Genomic DNA, 15,826 nt, shown 5'->3' with positions numbered 1-15,826 from the left:
GCTGATTCGGGATGAAGTGTAATGCAACTGATTCGCATCTTTATTCGCTGTTGTGCATATACGACGGGCGCAGGGGCGCCCCGGGCAGCGCGTATGCGCCCTCTGCTCCGTCCGGCATTGCGCCTCTACATATCCGCCGACCGCGTGATGTGCCGCCTGAGCAGCGCAGTCGCGTAGTCGCGGTCCCCCTCGGCCAGCGCCGCCAATATCCCCAGGTGATCCGTGCACGCCTGGTGGATATGGACGTCGGCCAGATGCCCGAAGTTGGCGTACTCCGTCATGCGCCGCAACGAGTTCTGGCGCCGCACGGCCTCGGTCAGGAAGCGGTTGTTGGACCACGCCGCCAGCGTTTCATGGAAGGCGGCGTTGGCGTTGAACCAGGCATCGCGCTGCAATTGTTCCACCGGCATCTGCAGGATCTCGGTCTGCTCGCGTTGCAAGGCGGCCAACTGGTCGGGGCGCGGGACGTAGCCTGGCGTCATCAGTGCGTTGCATTCGACGATCAGCCGAAACTCGTAGCTCTCGTTCACCGCCTGCTCGTTGTCCAGGCTTTCCGCAAAGTGCCAGCCATGCCCCGGCAAGCGCTCGGCCAGCCCTTCCGTGGCAAAGCGCATCAATGCGCGCCGGACCGCGCCGCGCGTCACCTGAAATTGTTCGACCAGTTGCGCCTCGGACACGTCGGCGTCCAAGCGGCCGGCCGCGCGCGCGCTCATCAATTCGCCGTACAGGCTTTCCGATTCGGAATGCGGCATCAGCGCGTCCAGGCTTTCGTCGCTGCCCGGCTCGCGTTCCAGCCGGTAGCCCTTGCCCGACGTGTACGCCACCAGCCCTTCGCGGGTCAGCAGGTTCAACGCCTGCCGGATCGGCGATCGCGACACCTTGAGCTCCTGCGCCAGGCGCGCATCCGACAGGCGTTCGCCCACCTGCCAGCGGCCGCTTTGAATCAGCGCCGTCAGCTTGCGGGCGACTTCGATCTGTAGGGGACTGAGCTCCTGCATGGCATCGCGCTCCTGCGCTTTACGGGTGGTTCCTATGCTCAATGCCAATTCGCATCCTTGGCATTCACGTTTTCCCTAGATTTCATATAACGCGCCATAAAACAGATTGACAGCCAACATCCGGCCTATTTAGTGTATTACACAGCAACAAAATACAAAAGGACCGAAAGATGGCGATCACCCCTTTTCCCTGCGTCACGTTGACGGGCGGCCCCGAAAGCCGTGGCCGCCAGTACGGGCAGGCGCTAGCCCCCCGCATCCGCCAGAGCGTGGCGCTGTACGGCGGGGCCTTGGACGGATTCGGCATGAGCGCCGCGCAGAAGTCGGCCCTGATCGCCGACTACGCGCGCCGCATCGGCGATTTCGACGAACGCTATGTCGAGGAAATGCACGGCATCGCCGCCGGCGCCGGCGTACCGTTCGACGACATCGTCATGATCAACGCCCGCACCGAAGTCATGGCGCTGGCGCGGGCCCAAAGCGCCGTGGCCAATCCCGACGACGAGGCCGACGACGGCTGCACCGGGGCGATTCTGCTGCCGGAACGCAGCGCCTCGGGCAACCTGATCCATGCGCAAAACTGGGACTGGCGCGCCGAATGCGCCGACACCGGCGTGGTGCTGCGGGTGCGCCAGGAGCACGGTCCCGACTACCTGACCTTTGTCGAAGCGGGCGGGCTGGCGCGCAGCGGCTTGAACGCGGCCGGCGTGTCCATCACCGCCAATTACCTGGAATGCGAGCGCGATTACCAATCCCTGGGCGTGCCGCTGGGCCTGATTCGCCGCAAGGTGCTGGAACAGGAACACTTCGCGCTCGCGGCCAAGGTCGTGGCGACCACGCCGAAGTCATGCTCGAACAACATCATGATCGCGTCGGCGGCGGGCTTCGGCATCGATTTCGAATGCGCGCCGGACGAAGCGTTCCCGCTGTACCCGGACGACGGCCTGATCGTGCACGCGAACCACTGGGTCGGTGCCATCGCGCTGTCCAAGCTGCGCGACACGGGCATTGCGCATGTGCCCGAAAGCTTCTACCGCGACTGGCGCGTACGCCGGCTGCTGCAGGCCCAAGGCCGTCTGCTGGACCGCGACGGCGTCAAGACGGCGCTGTTCGACGACTTCCTGGCGCCCTACTCCGTGTGCCGCCCCGCGCGCCACGGCGACGGCGGCAACCTGACCGCCACCGTGGCGATGATCGTGATGGAGCCGGCGCTGGGCGTCATGGAGATCGCACCCATGCCCGCGGCCAACCGGCGCTTCACCACCTATCGGCTGGACGGCGACGAACCGCAGGACGCGGTCGACGTGCGCGAGTCCGAACTGGCGGCAGGCTGACGCCATGCTCAGATTCGTCGCCTCGCGGATCAGCATGGCGTTGCCCACGCTGCTGATCGTCGCGCTTGCCGTGTTCATCCTGGTGCGCTTGATCCCGGGAGACCCGGCCGCGCTGATGCTGGGCGACTCGGCGGACGCGGCCAGCCTTGCCGCGTTGCGCGAACAACTGGGGTTGAACGCCAGTTGGCCGACGCAATTCGCCATCTGGGCCGGCCACGTGCTGCAAGGCGACCTGGGCCAATCGATTGCCAACCGCCAGCCGGTGATGACGCTGATCCTGGACCGGTTCGCGGTCAGCGCGCAGATCGTGCTGCCCGCCGTGGTACTGGCCACCCTGGTAGCGGTGCCGGCGGGCATGTTCGCCGCCTGGCGCCAAGGCCGCATGGCGGACCTGGCGCTGGTGGCCGGCGCCACGCTGCTGTTGTCGTTGCCGGCCTTCTGGATGGGCCTGCTGCTATTGCTGCTCTTTGCGCTGAAACTGGGCTGGTTCCCCGTCGTGGGTTTTGTCGCCTTCAGCGAGAACCCCGGCCGCGCGCTGCTGTACCTGGTACTGCCGGTGGCCACGCTGCTGCTGCACGAGATCGGGGTGATCCTGCGCATGACCCGCGCCTCGACGCTGGAAGTGCTGCACCTGGACTACATCACCCATGCGCGCGCCAAGGGCCTGCCGGAAAGCAAGGTGATGTGGCGCCACGCTTTCAAGAATTCGTTCGGCCCCACCTGGACCTTGCTGGGCCTGATCCTGGGCAACCTGCTGGCCGGCATCGCGGTCATCGAAACGGTGTTCACCATCCCCGGGCTGGGGCGCCTGCTGGTGGACGCGATCTTCGCCCGCGACTATCCCGTCATCCAGGGCTGCCTGCTTTTCATCGCCACCGTCTACGTGCTGGTGAACCTGCTGGTGGACCTGCTTTATCCGATCTTCGACCCCAGGGTGGCTGCGAAATGAACCGTCGTTCCCTTACCGCCGTCGTGGGCGGCACCTTGGTCGCGGCCGTGGTCATCACCGCGCTGGTGGCCTTGTTCTGGACCCCGTACGACCCCCTCAAACTCAATTTCAAGGCCCGCCTGGCCGCGCCCAGCCTGACCCATCTGATGGGCACGGACGAACTGGGCCGCGACGTGTTCAGCCGGCTGATGCGCGGCACCACCGCCAGCCTGCGCGTCAGCCTGATGACCGTGCTGCTGGCCACCGGCGCGGGCGTCCTGATCGGCGCGGTCAGCGGCTACCTGCGCGGCTGGCCGGACCGGGTGTTGATGGCGTTGAACGACGCGCTGCTGGCCTTTCCCGGCCTGCTGCTGGCGCTGGGCCTGCTGGCAGTCTTCGGGGCCAGCGAAACCGGCATCATCCTGGCGCTGGCGCTGGCCTACATGTCGTCGGTCGTGCGGGTGGTGCGGGGCACGGTGCTGAGCCTGCGCGAACGCGAATTCGTCCGCGCGTCACGGGTGATGGGCAATTCCGAGCTCTACACGCTGATGCGCCATTTGCTGCCCAATTGCCTGGCGCCGGTGATCGTCATGGCCACGTCCATGTGCGGCTGGATCATCCTGGCCGAAAGCTCGCTCAGCTTCCTGGGCCTGGGCGTGGCGCCGCCCGCGCCGACCTGGGGCAACATGCTGGCCGGCAGCCGCACCTACATCGGCCAGGCCGCCTGGCTGGCCATCTTTCCCGGCCTGGCGATTTCGCTGTCGCTGCTGGGCATCAATCTGCTGGGCGACGCCTTGCGCGATCGGCTCGACCCCCGCATGCGGAGGCGCGTATGACATCCCCCGTCCTGCTCGATATCGACGGCCTGACGCTCACCGCCGGCCACGGCCATGCCGTGGTCTCGCAAGCCAGCATGCAGGTCGCGCGCGGCGAGATCGTCGGCGTGGTCGGCGAATCGGGCTCTGGCAAGACCATGCTGGGCCGCGCCATCATGCGGCTGACTCCGCAGGCCATCGACCGCTCGGGTGGCGACATCCGGCTGGACGGCACGTCCGTCTACGGGCTGCGCCCCGCGCAATTGCGCGCCCTGCGCGGCCCGAAGGTCGCGATGGTGTTCCAGGAACCCATGACGTCGCTGACGCCGTCGCTGACCGTGGGCCAGCAATTGGCCGAAGGGCTGGAGCAGCATGCGCCCCGCGAACGCGCCTCGCATCGCGGCCGCATCGAAGCGATGCTGCGCCGCGTAGGCCTCGCCGACGTGTCCCGGGTCCTGGACGCCTACCCGCATGAATTCTCGGGCGGCATGCGCCAGCGCATCATGATCGCCTCGGCCATGCTGCTGCGTCCCGCGCTGCTGATCGCCGACGAGCCCACCACGGCGCTGGACGCGGTGATCCAGCGCGAAGTGATGGAAATGCTGGTGGAGCTGACCCAGGAAAATGGCACGGCCGTGCTGCTGATCAGCCACGACCTGCCCATGGTGGCCCGCTACGCGCAGCGCATGGTGGTCATGCGGCGCGGCGACATCGTTGAAACCGGGCCGACCGCCCAGTTGCTGGCCGCGCCCGCGCATGACTACACCCGCCAATTGCTCGCGACGCTGCCGCAACGGCGCCCGCCGCGCCCCTTGGCCACCCAGGCGCCGCTGCTCTCGGCGCGCGGCCTGACGGTGGAGTACGGCGCGCGCCGGGGCTGGTTCGCCAGGCAGGCCGGCAACCGGGTGCTGCACGGCATCGACCTGGACATCCACCCCGGCGAAGTCGTGGCCGTGGTGGGCGAGTCCGGCTCGGGCAAGACCACGCTGGGCTCTGTGCTGACGGGGCTAGTCGCGCCCACCGGCGGCGCGCTGCGCTACAAGGGCCAGCCGCTGGCCGCGCGCGGCGCCGTCTTCAATGACTACCGCTACAACTGCCAGATGGTGTTCCAGGACCCCTATTCGTCGCTGGACCCGCGCATGACCGTGTCGGCGCTGGTGGCCGAAGCCCTGCGGCTGGCGCCCGGGCTGACCTCTGCGCAGAAAGACGAACGCGTCGCCTCGACCTTGCAGGACGTGGGCCTGGGCGGCGATTTCGGCCTGCGCTACCCGCACGAACTGTCCGGCGGACAGCGCCAGCGCGTGGCCATCGCGCGCGCCCTCGTGCGGCGGCCGGCGTTGCTGATCGCCGACGAAGCGGTGTCGGCGCTGGACGTCACGGTCCGCGCCCAGGTGCTGGACCTGCTGGCCGACCTGCAGCAGCGGTATGGCTTTTCGTGCCTCTTCATCAGCCATGACCTGGGGGTGGTCGAGCAGATCGCCGACCGCGTCATCGTGATGCAGGCGGGCCGGATCGTCGAGGAAGGCGTGCGCGACGCCATTTTCGACCGCCCCCGTGAACCGTACACGCGCCAATTGCTGGGCGCCATTCCCATGCTGGAGGCCACCGCCGCGGGCGGCGTGCGCCTGAAGTGGCGCAACGACGCCCAGGCCAGCCAGCCACTGGCCGCCGTGTCCCTTACCTAGGAGACCCCAATCCATGTCCACGCATCCTCCGCGCCGCCAAGGCCACGGCGTGAAGCTCAGCTTCTACGACTTCGGCGCCACGCCGTTCTTCGCCAGCCAGTTCGACCAGCGCTTCAGCTATTGCCTGTACGTGCCGCCCGACTATGACGAGGCCGCGTCCAAGACCTATGACCTGGCCGTGATCGTGCACGGCACCGGCCGCACGGCGGCGCAATACCGCGACCGCTTCGCCGATTTTGCCCAGCGCAACGACTGCATCGTGCTGGCGCCGCTGTTCCCGGTGGGCATCATCGAACCCGGCGACCTGGCCAACTACAAGCGCATCCAGTTCCACGACATCCGCTACGACCACGTGCTGCTGTCCATGGTGGACGAAACCATCGCCAAGTACCGCATCAACGGCAGCCGCTTCCTGCTGTACGGCTACTCGGGCGGCGGGCAGTTCTGCCAGCGCTTCTTCATGCTGCATCCGGAACGCCTGCAAGCCGTCTCCATCGGCGCGCCCGGCGTGGTGACGCTGCTGAACCAGGACTACGACTGGTGGGTCGGGGTGCGCGACGTGCCGGCCCGCTTCGGCCGCGCCATCGATATCGACGCCATGCGCGAGGTCGCGGTGCAGACCCTGGTCGGCACCGAAGACACCGCCACCTGGGAGATCACCATCCCGCGCGACAGCAAGCTGTGGATGCCGGGCGCCGAACTGCAAGGCGACAACCGTATCCAGCGGATCGAAGCGCTGGCCGCAAGCTTCGAGGCGCATGGCGTGAAGGTGCGCCGCGATACCGTGCCGGGCGTGGCCCATGAACCGTTCAAGGTCATCGAACCGGTGGAAGCGTTCTTCGAGGACTTTTTGAAGTCTCGCCGCTAACCATTTAAAAATAAAGGGGAAAACATGAACCCAAACCTTGCCGTTCCGGCCCTGCTGCTCGGCGGACTGCTCAGCGCTGCCGCCCACGCCGCCGGCGACGCCCAGATGCTGCGGGTGGCGCTGCACGCCGACATCGCCAGCATCAACCCCGGGGTCAACCGCGACGCCAACGCCGACATGGTGCTGGCGCACGTCGTCGAAGGCCTGGTGGCCTACGGCGAAGACCTGAAGATCAAGCCCGTGCTGGCGGAAAGCTGGCAGGCAAGCGAGGACGGCAAGGTCTACGAATTCAAGTTGCGCCCGCAGGTGCATTTCCAGAACGGCGCCGTGCTCACCGCCGACACCGTCGTCTGGAACTTCAAGCGCTACCTGGATCCCAAGACCAACTTCCAGTGCGTCAACCGCTACAACGGCAAGATCGGCCCCGCTTTGCAGGACGTGCAAGCCGTGGACCCGCTGACCGTGCGCTTCACGTTCGCCGCGCCCGCGCCCAATTTCCCCATGACGATGGCCACGGTCCAGTGCACGCCGTGGATCCTGCATCCGGATTCCGTCAAAGCGGACGGCAGCTTCAACGCCCCCATCGGCACCGGCCCCTATGCCTTCGGCGGCATGATGCAGGGCCGCCAACTGGACCTGAAACGTTTCGCGGGCTACGACGCCCTGCCCGGCGCGCGCGACGGCTATGCGGGCAACAAGTCGGCCACCATTCCCGTCCTGCGCTTCATGACCGTGCCGGACGCCAGCACCCGCAGCAACGGGCTGCTGTCCGGCGACCTGGATGTGGTGGACGGCATTGAGCCCGCCACCATGGCGACGCTGCGCGGCCAGGGCATCCCCGTCCAGGTGCAGCAAACGCCCAGTTGGCTGGTGATGCAGGTGCAATCCAACGCCCCGGCGCTGCAGGACGTGCGGATGCGCCAGGCGATCGCCCAGGCGCTCAGCCTGCCGGACCTGGCCGAAGCCTCCGGCGAAGGGCTGTATACGGCCAACCCCTCCGTGCTGGTGCCGCAAAGTCCCTACTACGACGAACGCAGCAAGACCTGGCCGGCCTACGACCCCGCCGCCGCCCGCACGCTGATGGCGCAGGCGGGCTACAAGGGCCAGCCAATCACCTTGCTGGTGGCCAACCGCCAGGAACGGGTGCAGGCCGCCACCATCGTGCAGGCCATGCTGGCCGCCTCCGGCATCAATGTGGAACTGAAGGTGCGCGACTGGGCCTCGCAGCTGGACTTGTACGGACGCGGCCAGTACGAACTGGCGATCTTCGGCTACTCGGCCCGCCTGGACCCGCTGCTGATGTACGAATCGCTGATCGGCGACAAGAAGCTCGAACCGACCCGCCAGTGGGACGATCCCAAGGCAGCCGCGCTGCTCAAGCAAGTGGCGATGGAACCCGACCTGGCCAAGCGCCGCGACCTCTTCAACCAGTTGCACGAGCTGATGGCGCGCGACATCCCCATCATCGGTCTGTTCAACCTGCCGGTCGTCACCGCCCTGCGGCCCGTCGTGCAGGGCTACGAAGGCTGGCCGGCAGGCACGCACCGCTTCTGGGGCGTGACCAAGACCCAACCCTGATCCCGCATTCCGACATGTCCTACTCTGAAACCGATTACCTCCAGTCCGACGCAACCGCGCTGGCGGCCGCCATCCGGGGCGGCCTGCTCAGCCCCTCGGACGCCGTGGCGCACGCGTTTGCCGCCATCGACCGCCTCAATCCCCACTTGAACGCCGTCATCCTGACGATGCGCGAGGCGGCCGACGAGCAACTGCGCCACTTGCCCGCCGACGCGCCGCTGCGCGGCGTGCCCGTGCTGCTGAAGGACGACTGCCCCACCTATGCCGGCGTGCCGATGTCGTTCGGCTGCCGGGCCGCGCGTGGGTATGTGCCCGCCCAGGACCACGAGATCGTGCGCCGCTACAAGGCGGCCGGCATGGTCATCGTGGGCAAGACCAATCTGCCGGAATTTTCCGGCAACATCGCCACGTCGCCCACGCTGCACGGCCCCACGCTGAACCCGTGGGACGCCGGCCGCAGCATCGGGGGGTCGTCCGGCGGTGCGGCGGCCGCCGTGGCCGCCCGCATGGTGCCGCTGGCCTATGGCAATGACGGCGCGGGTTCTATCCGCATTCCGGCGTCCTGCGGCGGCCTGTTCGGCCTGCGGGCCTCGCGCGGGCGCACGCCCACAGGCCCGGTGTCCAGTGAAAACTGGGGCGGGCTGGTCAGCCACCACGCCCTGACGCGATCCGTGCGCGATTCGGCCTTGCTGCTGGACCTGACGGACGCGCCCGAGCCTGGCGCCCTCTACGCCGCGCCGGCCAAGTCCGGCCCCTATGCGCAGGCGGTGTCCCGCGATCCGCGGCCGCTACGCATCGGCGTCATCTCGCAGCCCGGCATGGGCTTGCGCCTGGACGAGGACATCGCCGCGGCACTTGAGGATGCCTCGGCGCTTTGCCGCCAATTGGGACACCGCGTCGAGGCCGCCGTCTTCAACTTCGACGAGTCCGCCCTGGCCGACGCCTACCTGCGGATCATTGCCGCCTACACGGCATTGGAGGTGGACGCCATCGCCGCCGACACCGGCCGCGCGCCCGACGCCGACGGCTTCGAGCCCGTCAACCTGGGCCTGGCCGAGTTCGGCCGCAGCCTGTCCGCCCCCGCCCTGCTGGCCGCGCGCAACACCGCCAACAGCGTCGCGCGCAGTTTGGGCCGGCTGTTCACCGAAGTCGACATCCTGCTGACGCCCGTCATGCCCACGTTGCCCCCGCCCATGACCGCGCTGGACGTGCGCGGCCCGGACTGGCGCGCCTTTGCCGACGAGTTCATGCGCGGCACCGTCTTCACCCGGCCAGCCAACGCCGCCGGCATCCCCGCCATGAGCGTGCCGCTGTTCCAGACTTCGGCGGGGCTTCCCGTGGGCATCCAGTTCATGGCGCCCTACGGCGACGAAACCACGCTCTTCGAGTTGGCCGGCCAGCTGGAACGCGCCCGCCCCTGGGCGCACCGCCTGCCCCCGCTCCCTGCCTGACCGCTCCCCCATGCTCTATACGCAACCGCATTACCAGCCCGCCGCCGACACCGACGTGTTCGACCTGGTCGATCGTACCGTCCTGGGCACGCTCATCACCGCCCACCCGGACGGCGTGGCAATCTCGCATCCCGTCTTCCGCATCGACCGCAGCCGCGGCCCTCATGGCACCCTGGTGTCGCATGTCGCGGCGGCCAACGACCATGTGCGTTTCCTGGAACAAGGGCTGCCGAGCATCGCCATCCTGATGGACAGCGGCCAGTACATCTCGCCGTCCTGGTATCCGGGCTACCCGCAGCGCGACAGCGCGCCGACCTGGGGCTTCATGGTGGCGCACTTCCATGGCCGCCCGGCGCTGCTGTCCCGCGATGACACGGTCCGCCATCTGGCCGACCTCGTCTCCCACATGGAGCGCGGCCGCGAACAGCCGTGGCAGATGAAGGAACTGGGGCCGGGAGGCCTGGACCGCCGCGTGCCGCGCATCGTCGCGTTCGAGATCCCCGTTCAATCCTGCGAGATCAAGTTCAAACTGGGGCAGGACGAACGCCCCAACGACATGCGCGGCGCCGCCGACCAGTTGCGGCGCGACGACCACCCGGCGCTGGCGCAAGCCATCGAACGCCACTGCAAGCTGTAGTCCGGGCGGCGGCAAGCCTTGCAGACGCAGGCTTGCCGCGGATGCCATCGGCGCCAAGCCGTCGCTTTGTCCCTACGGGTCGCGGGCCTACCGTGCGTCCTCGGGGACAGGTCGTCATAATGTCGCTGGTTTCGGCCGCCCCGTCCCCCACCGCTTTCAGCAGGAATTACCGCGTGTTCCATGTTTTCACGGGACTGATCAGTCTCTATGTCATCTGGCGTTTCGTTCTGCCCCTGCCCATTTCCAAGCCCGGCCGCGTCGTGCTGTCGGTTGCACTGCTGGCGATCGCCGAACACCATCTGGTGACGCGCAACTTCTTTGGCAGCATGGCGTCGCCCGAAATCCCCGCCACCTTGCTGATGGCGCTGGGCTGGCTGTTTGGCAGCCTGCTCCTGCTGGCCATGCTGCTGCTGGTCCGCGACGTGGCGGCGCTGGCAACCTGCGTGGTGTCGCGCGAACGGGGCCGGCGCTTGTGGGCCGCTCGCCGCTGGAGCCAGGGCGCTGCCGTGCTGGCCGTGGCGCTTTCCGCCGTGGGCGTTTGGCAGGCGGTACGCGAACCCGACGTGAAGACCCTGGAAATCGCGGTGCCGAAGCTGCCGCCCGAACTTGACGGTTTCCGCCTGGTGCAACTGACCGACCTGCACGCCAGCCGGCTGCTGCAAGCGCCGTGGATCGACGCCGTCGTCAAGAAGGCCAACGGCCTGAATCCGGACCTGATCGTCATCACGGGCGACCTGGTCGATGGCACCACCGCCGCCCGCGCCGCCGATGTGCAGCCCCTGCAGGCGCTACGCGCCCGCTACGGCGTCTACGCGATCCCCGGCAACCACGAGTACTACGCGGAATACCAGCGCTGGCTGCCGGCGTTCGAGCGCCTGGGCCTGCGCTTGTTACTGAACGAACACGTAACGCTGGCAGCGGATGGCCAGCGCCTGGTGCTGGCCGGCGTCACCGACCGGATGGCGGCCGCCTACGCCCAGCCCTTGCCTGACGTGCAGCAGGCGCTGGCCGGCGTGCCGCAAACCGATCCCGTCATTTTGCTGAGCCACCGCCCCGCCGGCGCGGCGCTCAATGCCCACGCGGGCGCCGGCCTGCAGTTGTCCGGCCATACCCATGGCGGCCAGATCCTGGGCCCGCACCTGCTGACGCAATGGGCCAATGAAGGCTACGTCTCGGGCCTGTACCAGGTCGGCGGCATGACGCTGTATGTCAGCAACGGCACCGGCCTGTGGCCCGGCTTCCCGATCCGCCTGGGGCGTCCTTCGGAAATCACCCAGATCGTGTTGCGTTCGCCGGCGAAGGCCACGCCGCAATAAACTCAGCGACAACCCAGCCCCGCCGCGCCCATGACGTATCTTCTGTGGTCCCTGCCCGCCCTGACCGTGATCGGTGCCATCGCCAGCGGCCGGGTGAACACCACGATCGCCGCCGTGCTGGGGCTGTTTGCCGCCATCCCCATCGCCCTTTACGCAGCGCCCGCGCCCTTCACCGGCACCCAACTGGCGGTGACGCTCGAGCGCGGCCTGTGGATCGGCTGGATCATCACCCCATACATCCTGGGCGGGCTGCTGTTCTGGCAGATGGCCTCGCAAGGCCACGCGCCCGCCGCCGCCGACCAGGCCGAACTGAACGATCCGCTCGCCCGACGCCGACGCCTGTTCTTCGCCTGTTTCCTGATCGGGCCGTTTGCCGAATCCGCCACCGGCTTCGGCGTGGGCATGCTGGGCACCGTGCTGCTGATCCGTCCGCTGGGCTTGAAACCCCGCGACATCATGGTGTTCGCCTTGCTGAGCCAGACGCTGATCCCGTGGGGCGCGATGGGCAGCGGCACGCTGCTGGCCTCTGCCTATGCACGGGTGCCGGCCCCGCAACTGGCGTTGTACAGCATGGTGGCAGTCGCACTCCTGATGGTCGTGTGGATGATCCTGTTCTGGCGCACCGCGCGTCACGCAGGCCTTCGGGCGAGTGCCGCCGAACACCGGCGGGAAGCCGTCTGGATGGCCGCCAGTCTGGGCCTGTTGACGGCGGCCACGGCCTTGCTGGGACCCGAAACCGCGCTGCTGGCCGCCTACGGTCCGTTGATCGTGCTGCGCTTCCTGCTGGACCGCCGCCCTGGCCGGCCGCAGGCCGTGACCGCCGCCAAGCGCGCGCTGCCCTACATTCTGGTGATCGCCTGTCTGGTGGCCACTCGCCTCATTCCCGGGCTCAATCGCGCCCTGGGGGCGCTGGCCGACGTCCGCCCGTTCGCGGACCTGCCTGCCTGGATGCCTTTCCTGCACGCGGGCAGCTGGCTGATCGCGGGCGCGCTTGCCATGGCCGCCTGGCACCACCAGCCCGGCGCGCTGGCCACCCAGGCGCGTGCCTCATGGAAGACCGGCCGCCATGCGGTGATGTCCGTTTTCCTGTTCGCCATGATGGCCGAAGTGCTGGCGGGCGCCGACATCTCGCAGGCCTACGCGGATGGACTGTTCGCCGCGTTTCACGACTGGACCATCCTGATCACGCCCGTGCTGGCCGGCGCGTTCGGCATTCTGGCCAACAGCGGCAATGCGCCGAACAGCCTGTTCATGCCGTCCCAGCTATCATTGGCGGTTCAAGCGGGCCTGAACGTGCCGGCAGCGGCCGCGCTGTTACACGTATCGGGCACGGCGATGGGCATTTTTTCACCGGTAAGAATGTCGATTGCAGCCGGTCTGGCTCACGGCCAAGGGCAAGAACGCAGCGTCTATGTTCTACTACTGCCGTTCGCCTTCGCCGCGTTCGGCATTCTTTTGTCCCTGGCACTGCTTGTCGTGGTGTCGGGATAGCCGCCGGAGCGCTGGTGCTCTCGGCCTCAACCTTTTTTTTGTGTAGCACATGGGACTAGAACAGTTAGCCGCGATCCGGGCATTGATTACCAAGCAAGCGCCCGAAGAGCCGACCCCCAAGAAGGAATCGCGTCCGCAGGGCGGCGGCAAAGGACCTCGTTCGTCGCAAGGCGCCGGCAAGGGCCCGCGTCCGCAAGGCGGTGATAAAGGCGCGCGCCCGCAAGGCGGCGACAAGGGCCAACGGCCGCAGCGCGCAGAGCGCCGCGAAACGCCGGTGGACCCCGTCGTCGTCGCGATTTCGCGCCTGCAACGCCACTTCCCCAAGGCTTTCCCCAAGAACCCCGCTCCCAAGCTTCCGCTGAAGCTGGGCGTGCTGGCGGACCTGGTGCAACACGCCCAGGCCCTGCAGCTGGACGAGGCGCAGATCAAGGAAGCGGTCAAGACCTGGTGTGATGGCCGCCGCTACTGGACCTGCATGGTGGAAGACGCGCCGCGCGTCGACCTGAACGGCGAACCCTCGGGCGCCGTGACGGCCAACGAAGCCAAGCACGCCAAGCGCATGGCTTCGCGCAGCGCCTCCAAGAACGCCGCCGCGCGCAACAAGGCCAAGAAGGCGGAAGCCGCTGCCGCAGCCGGCGTGCCGGCCGCTGCCGACGCGCCTGCCGCCGATGTGGCACCGGTGACGGCCGACGCGCCCGTGGTTGCCGATGTGGCAGTGGCCGATTCGCCGGCATCCGCCGCGCCCGCCGCCGAAGCCCCCGCGGCCGACGCACCGGCCAGCACGCCGGTTGATGCCGCTGCCGATGCCCCAGCCGACACGCCTGCATCCGGCAAGCCCGCGTCCGATTCGCCTGCGTAATACCGCCGCCAGGCGGCAGGAATGACGACAAGCAACCCGGCCTGCGGCCTCACGCCGCAGGCCGGGTTTGCACTTGCGCGGCCGACCGTGCGTCAGCCCGCCAGCGCTTTTTCGATATGCGCCATCCCCGCCGGCGAATACGGCAACGTCAGCGCCCACTTGTGGCCGGCCGCGTCCATCTTCAACAGCGACTTCTTCAAGATATCGACGATCTTCTCGCCATGGGCGGGATGGAAATCCTCGTACTGGTACTGCAGGAACACCAGGCACAAGGCGTTTTCCATCGTCTGGACATCGGCGTCCTGCTTGATGCCCTGCTTCATGACGATCGCCGTCACGCGCGCGAGTACGTCCTGCGGATAGCCCGCCTCGCGCAGAATGTCTTGCGCGATGCCTGCGTGATGGCGCGCCAGCGCCTTGCGCCAGGTCAGGTAACCGATGCGGCCTTCGGGATAGGACTTGCGGGCGATCTCCCACCGCCCGATATGCTGGCAACGGGAGGCCAGGATCAGCGGCTCGGACGCATCCGGCGCCAATTTCAGCACCCATTCATGCAGCTTCTGCGCCAGGAACAATTCTTGGGGACAGGTTTCGCCTTGCCACGAAAACAGATTGGGGTCGGCGCTGTTGTACTGGTCGAACCGAAGCAGCGCCTGTTGTAGACGGTCATCCATGCGTAGCGTATCCAAGAAGGCGCCGGGGGCCGGCGGAAGTTCCGGGGTGCGTCCGGAAAGGAAATCATCATAGCGCCCAGATGGCCGGCGCATCGCGGCCAAGCGGGATCAATATGCCTCGCCCTTATTTGGCCGGGCGCCGCGAAGCGCGTCATACTGACGGGATGCAAGCACTGGAATCCTGATGAGCAACGCCACCTTCACCCCTACCCTGGCCGCCGACGTGCTGGCCGCGCAAGCGCTGGCCAAGCAGCACGGCGTGGGCACGCCCAACGTGCTGACCACGCCGCTGGCCGAAACCCGCGCCCAAAGCCGTGCGTATCAGCAATGGCTGAGCCAACCCGCCCCGCCCGTGGGCCGCGTGGTCGAACACCGGCTGGACCATTTGCCGGTGCCCGCGACATTGCGCCTGTACTACCCGCAAGGCGCCTCGGATGCACCGCTGCCGCTTTATCTGCACCTGCACGGCGGCGGCTTCGCGCACGGCGACCTGGACACGCTGGACCGCTGGAAGCGAGAAATCGCGGCCGACGCCGGGATCGTGACCGCAGGCCTGTCTTACGCGCTGTCGCCCGAAGCCCGCTACCCCGTGGCGCTGGAACAGGTCCTGGGCGCGCTGCGCTGGTTGCGTGACCAGGCGCCGTCGCTCGGCCTGGACGCGACGCGCTTGTCGGTCGGCGGCGAATCGGCCGGCGGCAATCTGGCGCTGGCCGCGTTGCAGCGGCTGCGCGACGAAGGCGACGCGTTCATCAAGACAGGCGTGGTGATCTACGGCATGTTGTCGGCCCGCCGCGACACGGCCTCGCACGAGTCGTTTGGCGACGGGCGGTTCGGGCTGTCCACGGAAAAACTGGACTGGTTCTGGCGGCAGTACGTCACGGACGCCGCCCAGTTGACCGATCCCGGCGTCGCGCCGCTGCATGCGGACGTGGCCGGCCTGCCTCCGTTGATTCTGCAAGCCGCCGCCCTGGACCCCCTGCTGGACGACACGCTGGACCTTGCCAACAAGCTGTTCGCCGCTGGCGCCGCCCCGAACTTCATTGTGTACTCCGGCGTGCCGCACAGCTTCATCGGCATGACGCGCTTGTTGCCGCAGGCGCAAGAAGCCAGGGCCGACCTCGTCCAGGCGCTGAAACGCAATCTGGCGGCGTAGCAGAATACCGCCCGTCAAAGGCCCCTCAGATCCCAATCC

Annotated in this window: 14 protein-coding genes; 12 read left to right on the top strand and 2 right to left on the bottom strand. The window is 67.8% G+C overall.

Features of this window, described 5'->3' with window-relative positions:
• Positions 1–125 precede the first annotated feature (125 nt).
• Positions 126–998 (bottom strand): GntR family transcriptional regulator, encoded by an 873-nt coding sequence (locus HG262_RS04465; protein WP_169269893.1) that lies wholly within the window; start codon positions 996–998, stop codon positions 126–128.
• A gap of 170 nt (positions 999–1,168) precedes the next feature.
• Between HG262_RS04465 and HG262_RS04460 the strand changes: the two genes are divergently transcribed.
• From HG262_RS04460 to HG262_RS04410, 11 genes are all read left to right on the top strand, one after another.
• Entirely contained in the window at positions 1,169–2,332 is a 1,164-nt protein-coding gene (locus HG262_RS04460; protein WP_169269892.1) for a C45 family peptidase, read from the top strand.
• 4 nt (positions 2,333–2,336) lie between these two features.
• A complete protein-coding gene (locus tag HG262_RS04455; protein ID WP_169269891.1) occupies positions 2,337–3,281 on the top strand; it encodes an ABC transporter permease in 945 nt (314 codons plus the stop codon).
• Entirely contained in the window at positions 3,278–4,096 is an 819-nt protein-coding gene (locus tag HG262_RS04450; RefSeq protein ID WP_169269890.1) for an ABC transporter permease, read from the top strand. Before HG262_RS04455 ends, HG262_RS04450 begins: the two co-directional genes overlap by 4 nt.
• Entirely contained in the window at positions 4,093–5,760 is a 1,668-nt protein-coding gene (locus tag HG262_RS04445) for an ABC transporter ATP-binding protein (RefSeq protein WP_169269889.1), read from the top strand. Before HG262_RS04450 ends, HG262_RS04445 begins: the two co-directional genes overlap by 4 nt.
• Before the next feature lie 13 nt (positions 5,761–5,773).
• Positions 5,774–6,628, top strand: coding sequence for an alpha/beta hydrolase (locus HG262_RS04440; RefSeq protein ID WP_169269888.1), 855 nt, complete (start codon positions 5,774–5,776; stop codon positions 6,626–6,628).
• A 24-nt stretch (positions 6,629–6,652) separates the two neighbouring features.
• Entirely contained in the window at positions 6,653–8,206 is a 1,554-nt protein-coding gene (locus HG262_RS04435; RefSeq protein WP_169269887.1) for an ABC transporter substrate-binding protein, read from the top strand.
• A 14-nt stretch (positions 8,207–8,220) separates the two neighbouring features.
• Positions 8,221–9,657, top strand: coding sequence for an amidase (locus HG262_RS04430; RefSeq protein ID WP_169269886.1), 1,437 nt, complete (start codon positions 8,221–8,223; stop codon positions 9,655–9,657).
• Positions 9,658–9,667: 10 nt separating this feature from the next.
• A complete protein-coding gene (locus HG262_RS04425; RefSeq protein WP_169269885.1) occupies positions 9,668–10,294 on the top strand; it encodes an FMN-binding negative transcriptional regulator in 627 nt (208 codons plus the stop codon).
• A 173-nt stretch (positions 10,295–10,467) separates the two neighbouring features.
• Positions 10,468–11,610 carry a metallophosphoesterase gene (locus HG262_RS04420; protein WP_169269884.1) on the top strand — a complete coding sequence of 381 codons (1,143 nt, stop codon included), beginning with the start codon at positions 10,468–10,470 and terminating at the stop codon, positions 11,608–11,610.
• 30 nt (positions 11,611–11,640) lie between these two features.
• Complete coding sequence (locus HG262_RS04415) at positions 11,641–13,101, top strand: hypothetical protein (protein ID WP_169269883.1); 1,461 nt, start codon at positions 11,641–11,643, stop codon at positions 13,099–13,101.
• An 82-nt stretch (positions 13,102–13,183) separates the two neighbouring features.
• Positions 13,184–13,960 carry a ProQ/FinO family protein gene (locus HG262_RS04410; protein WP_169269882.1) on the top strand — a complete coding sequence of 259 codons (777 nt, stop codon included), beginning with the start codon at positions 13,184–13,186 and terminating at the stop codon, positions 13,958–13,960.
• A 92-nt stretch (positions 13,961–14,052) separates the two neighbouring features.
• On the opposite strand, the gene HG262_RS04405 is transcribed toward HG262_RS04410, so the two are convergent.
• A complete protein-coding gene (locus tag HG262_RS04405) occupies positions 14,053–14,634 on the bottom strand; it encodes a DUF4202 domain-containing protein (protein ID WP_169269881.1) in 582 nt (193 codons plus the stop codon).
• A 184-nt stretch (positions 14,635–14,818) separates the two neighbouring features.
• Between HG262_RS04405 and HG262_RS04400 the strand changes: the two genes are divergently transcribed.
• Positions 14,819–15,787 carry an alpha/beta hydrolase gene (locus tag HG262_RS04400; protein WP_169269880.1) on the top strand — a complete coding sequence of 323 codons (969 nt, stop codon included), beginning with the start codon at positions 14,819–14,821 and terminating at the stop codon, positions 15,785–15,787.
• Positions 15,788–15,826: the final 39 nt, after the last annotated feature.

Source organism: Achromobacter sp. Bel (assembly GCF_012928505.1).
GTDB lineage: Bacteria > Pseudomonadota > Gammaproteobacteria > Burkholderiales > Burkholderiaceae_B > Achromobacter.
This window is presented reverse-complemented; position numbering and strand designations above follow the sequence as displayed.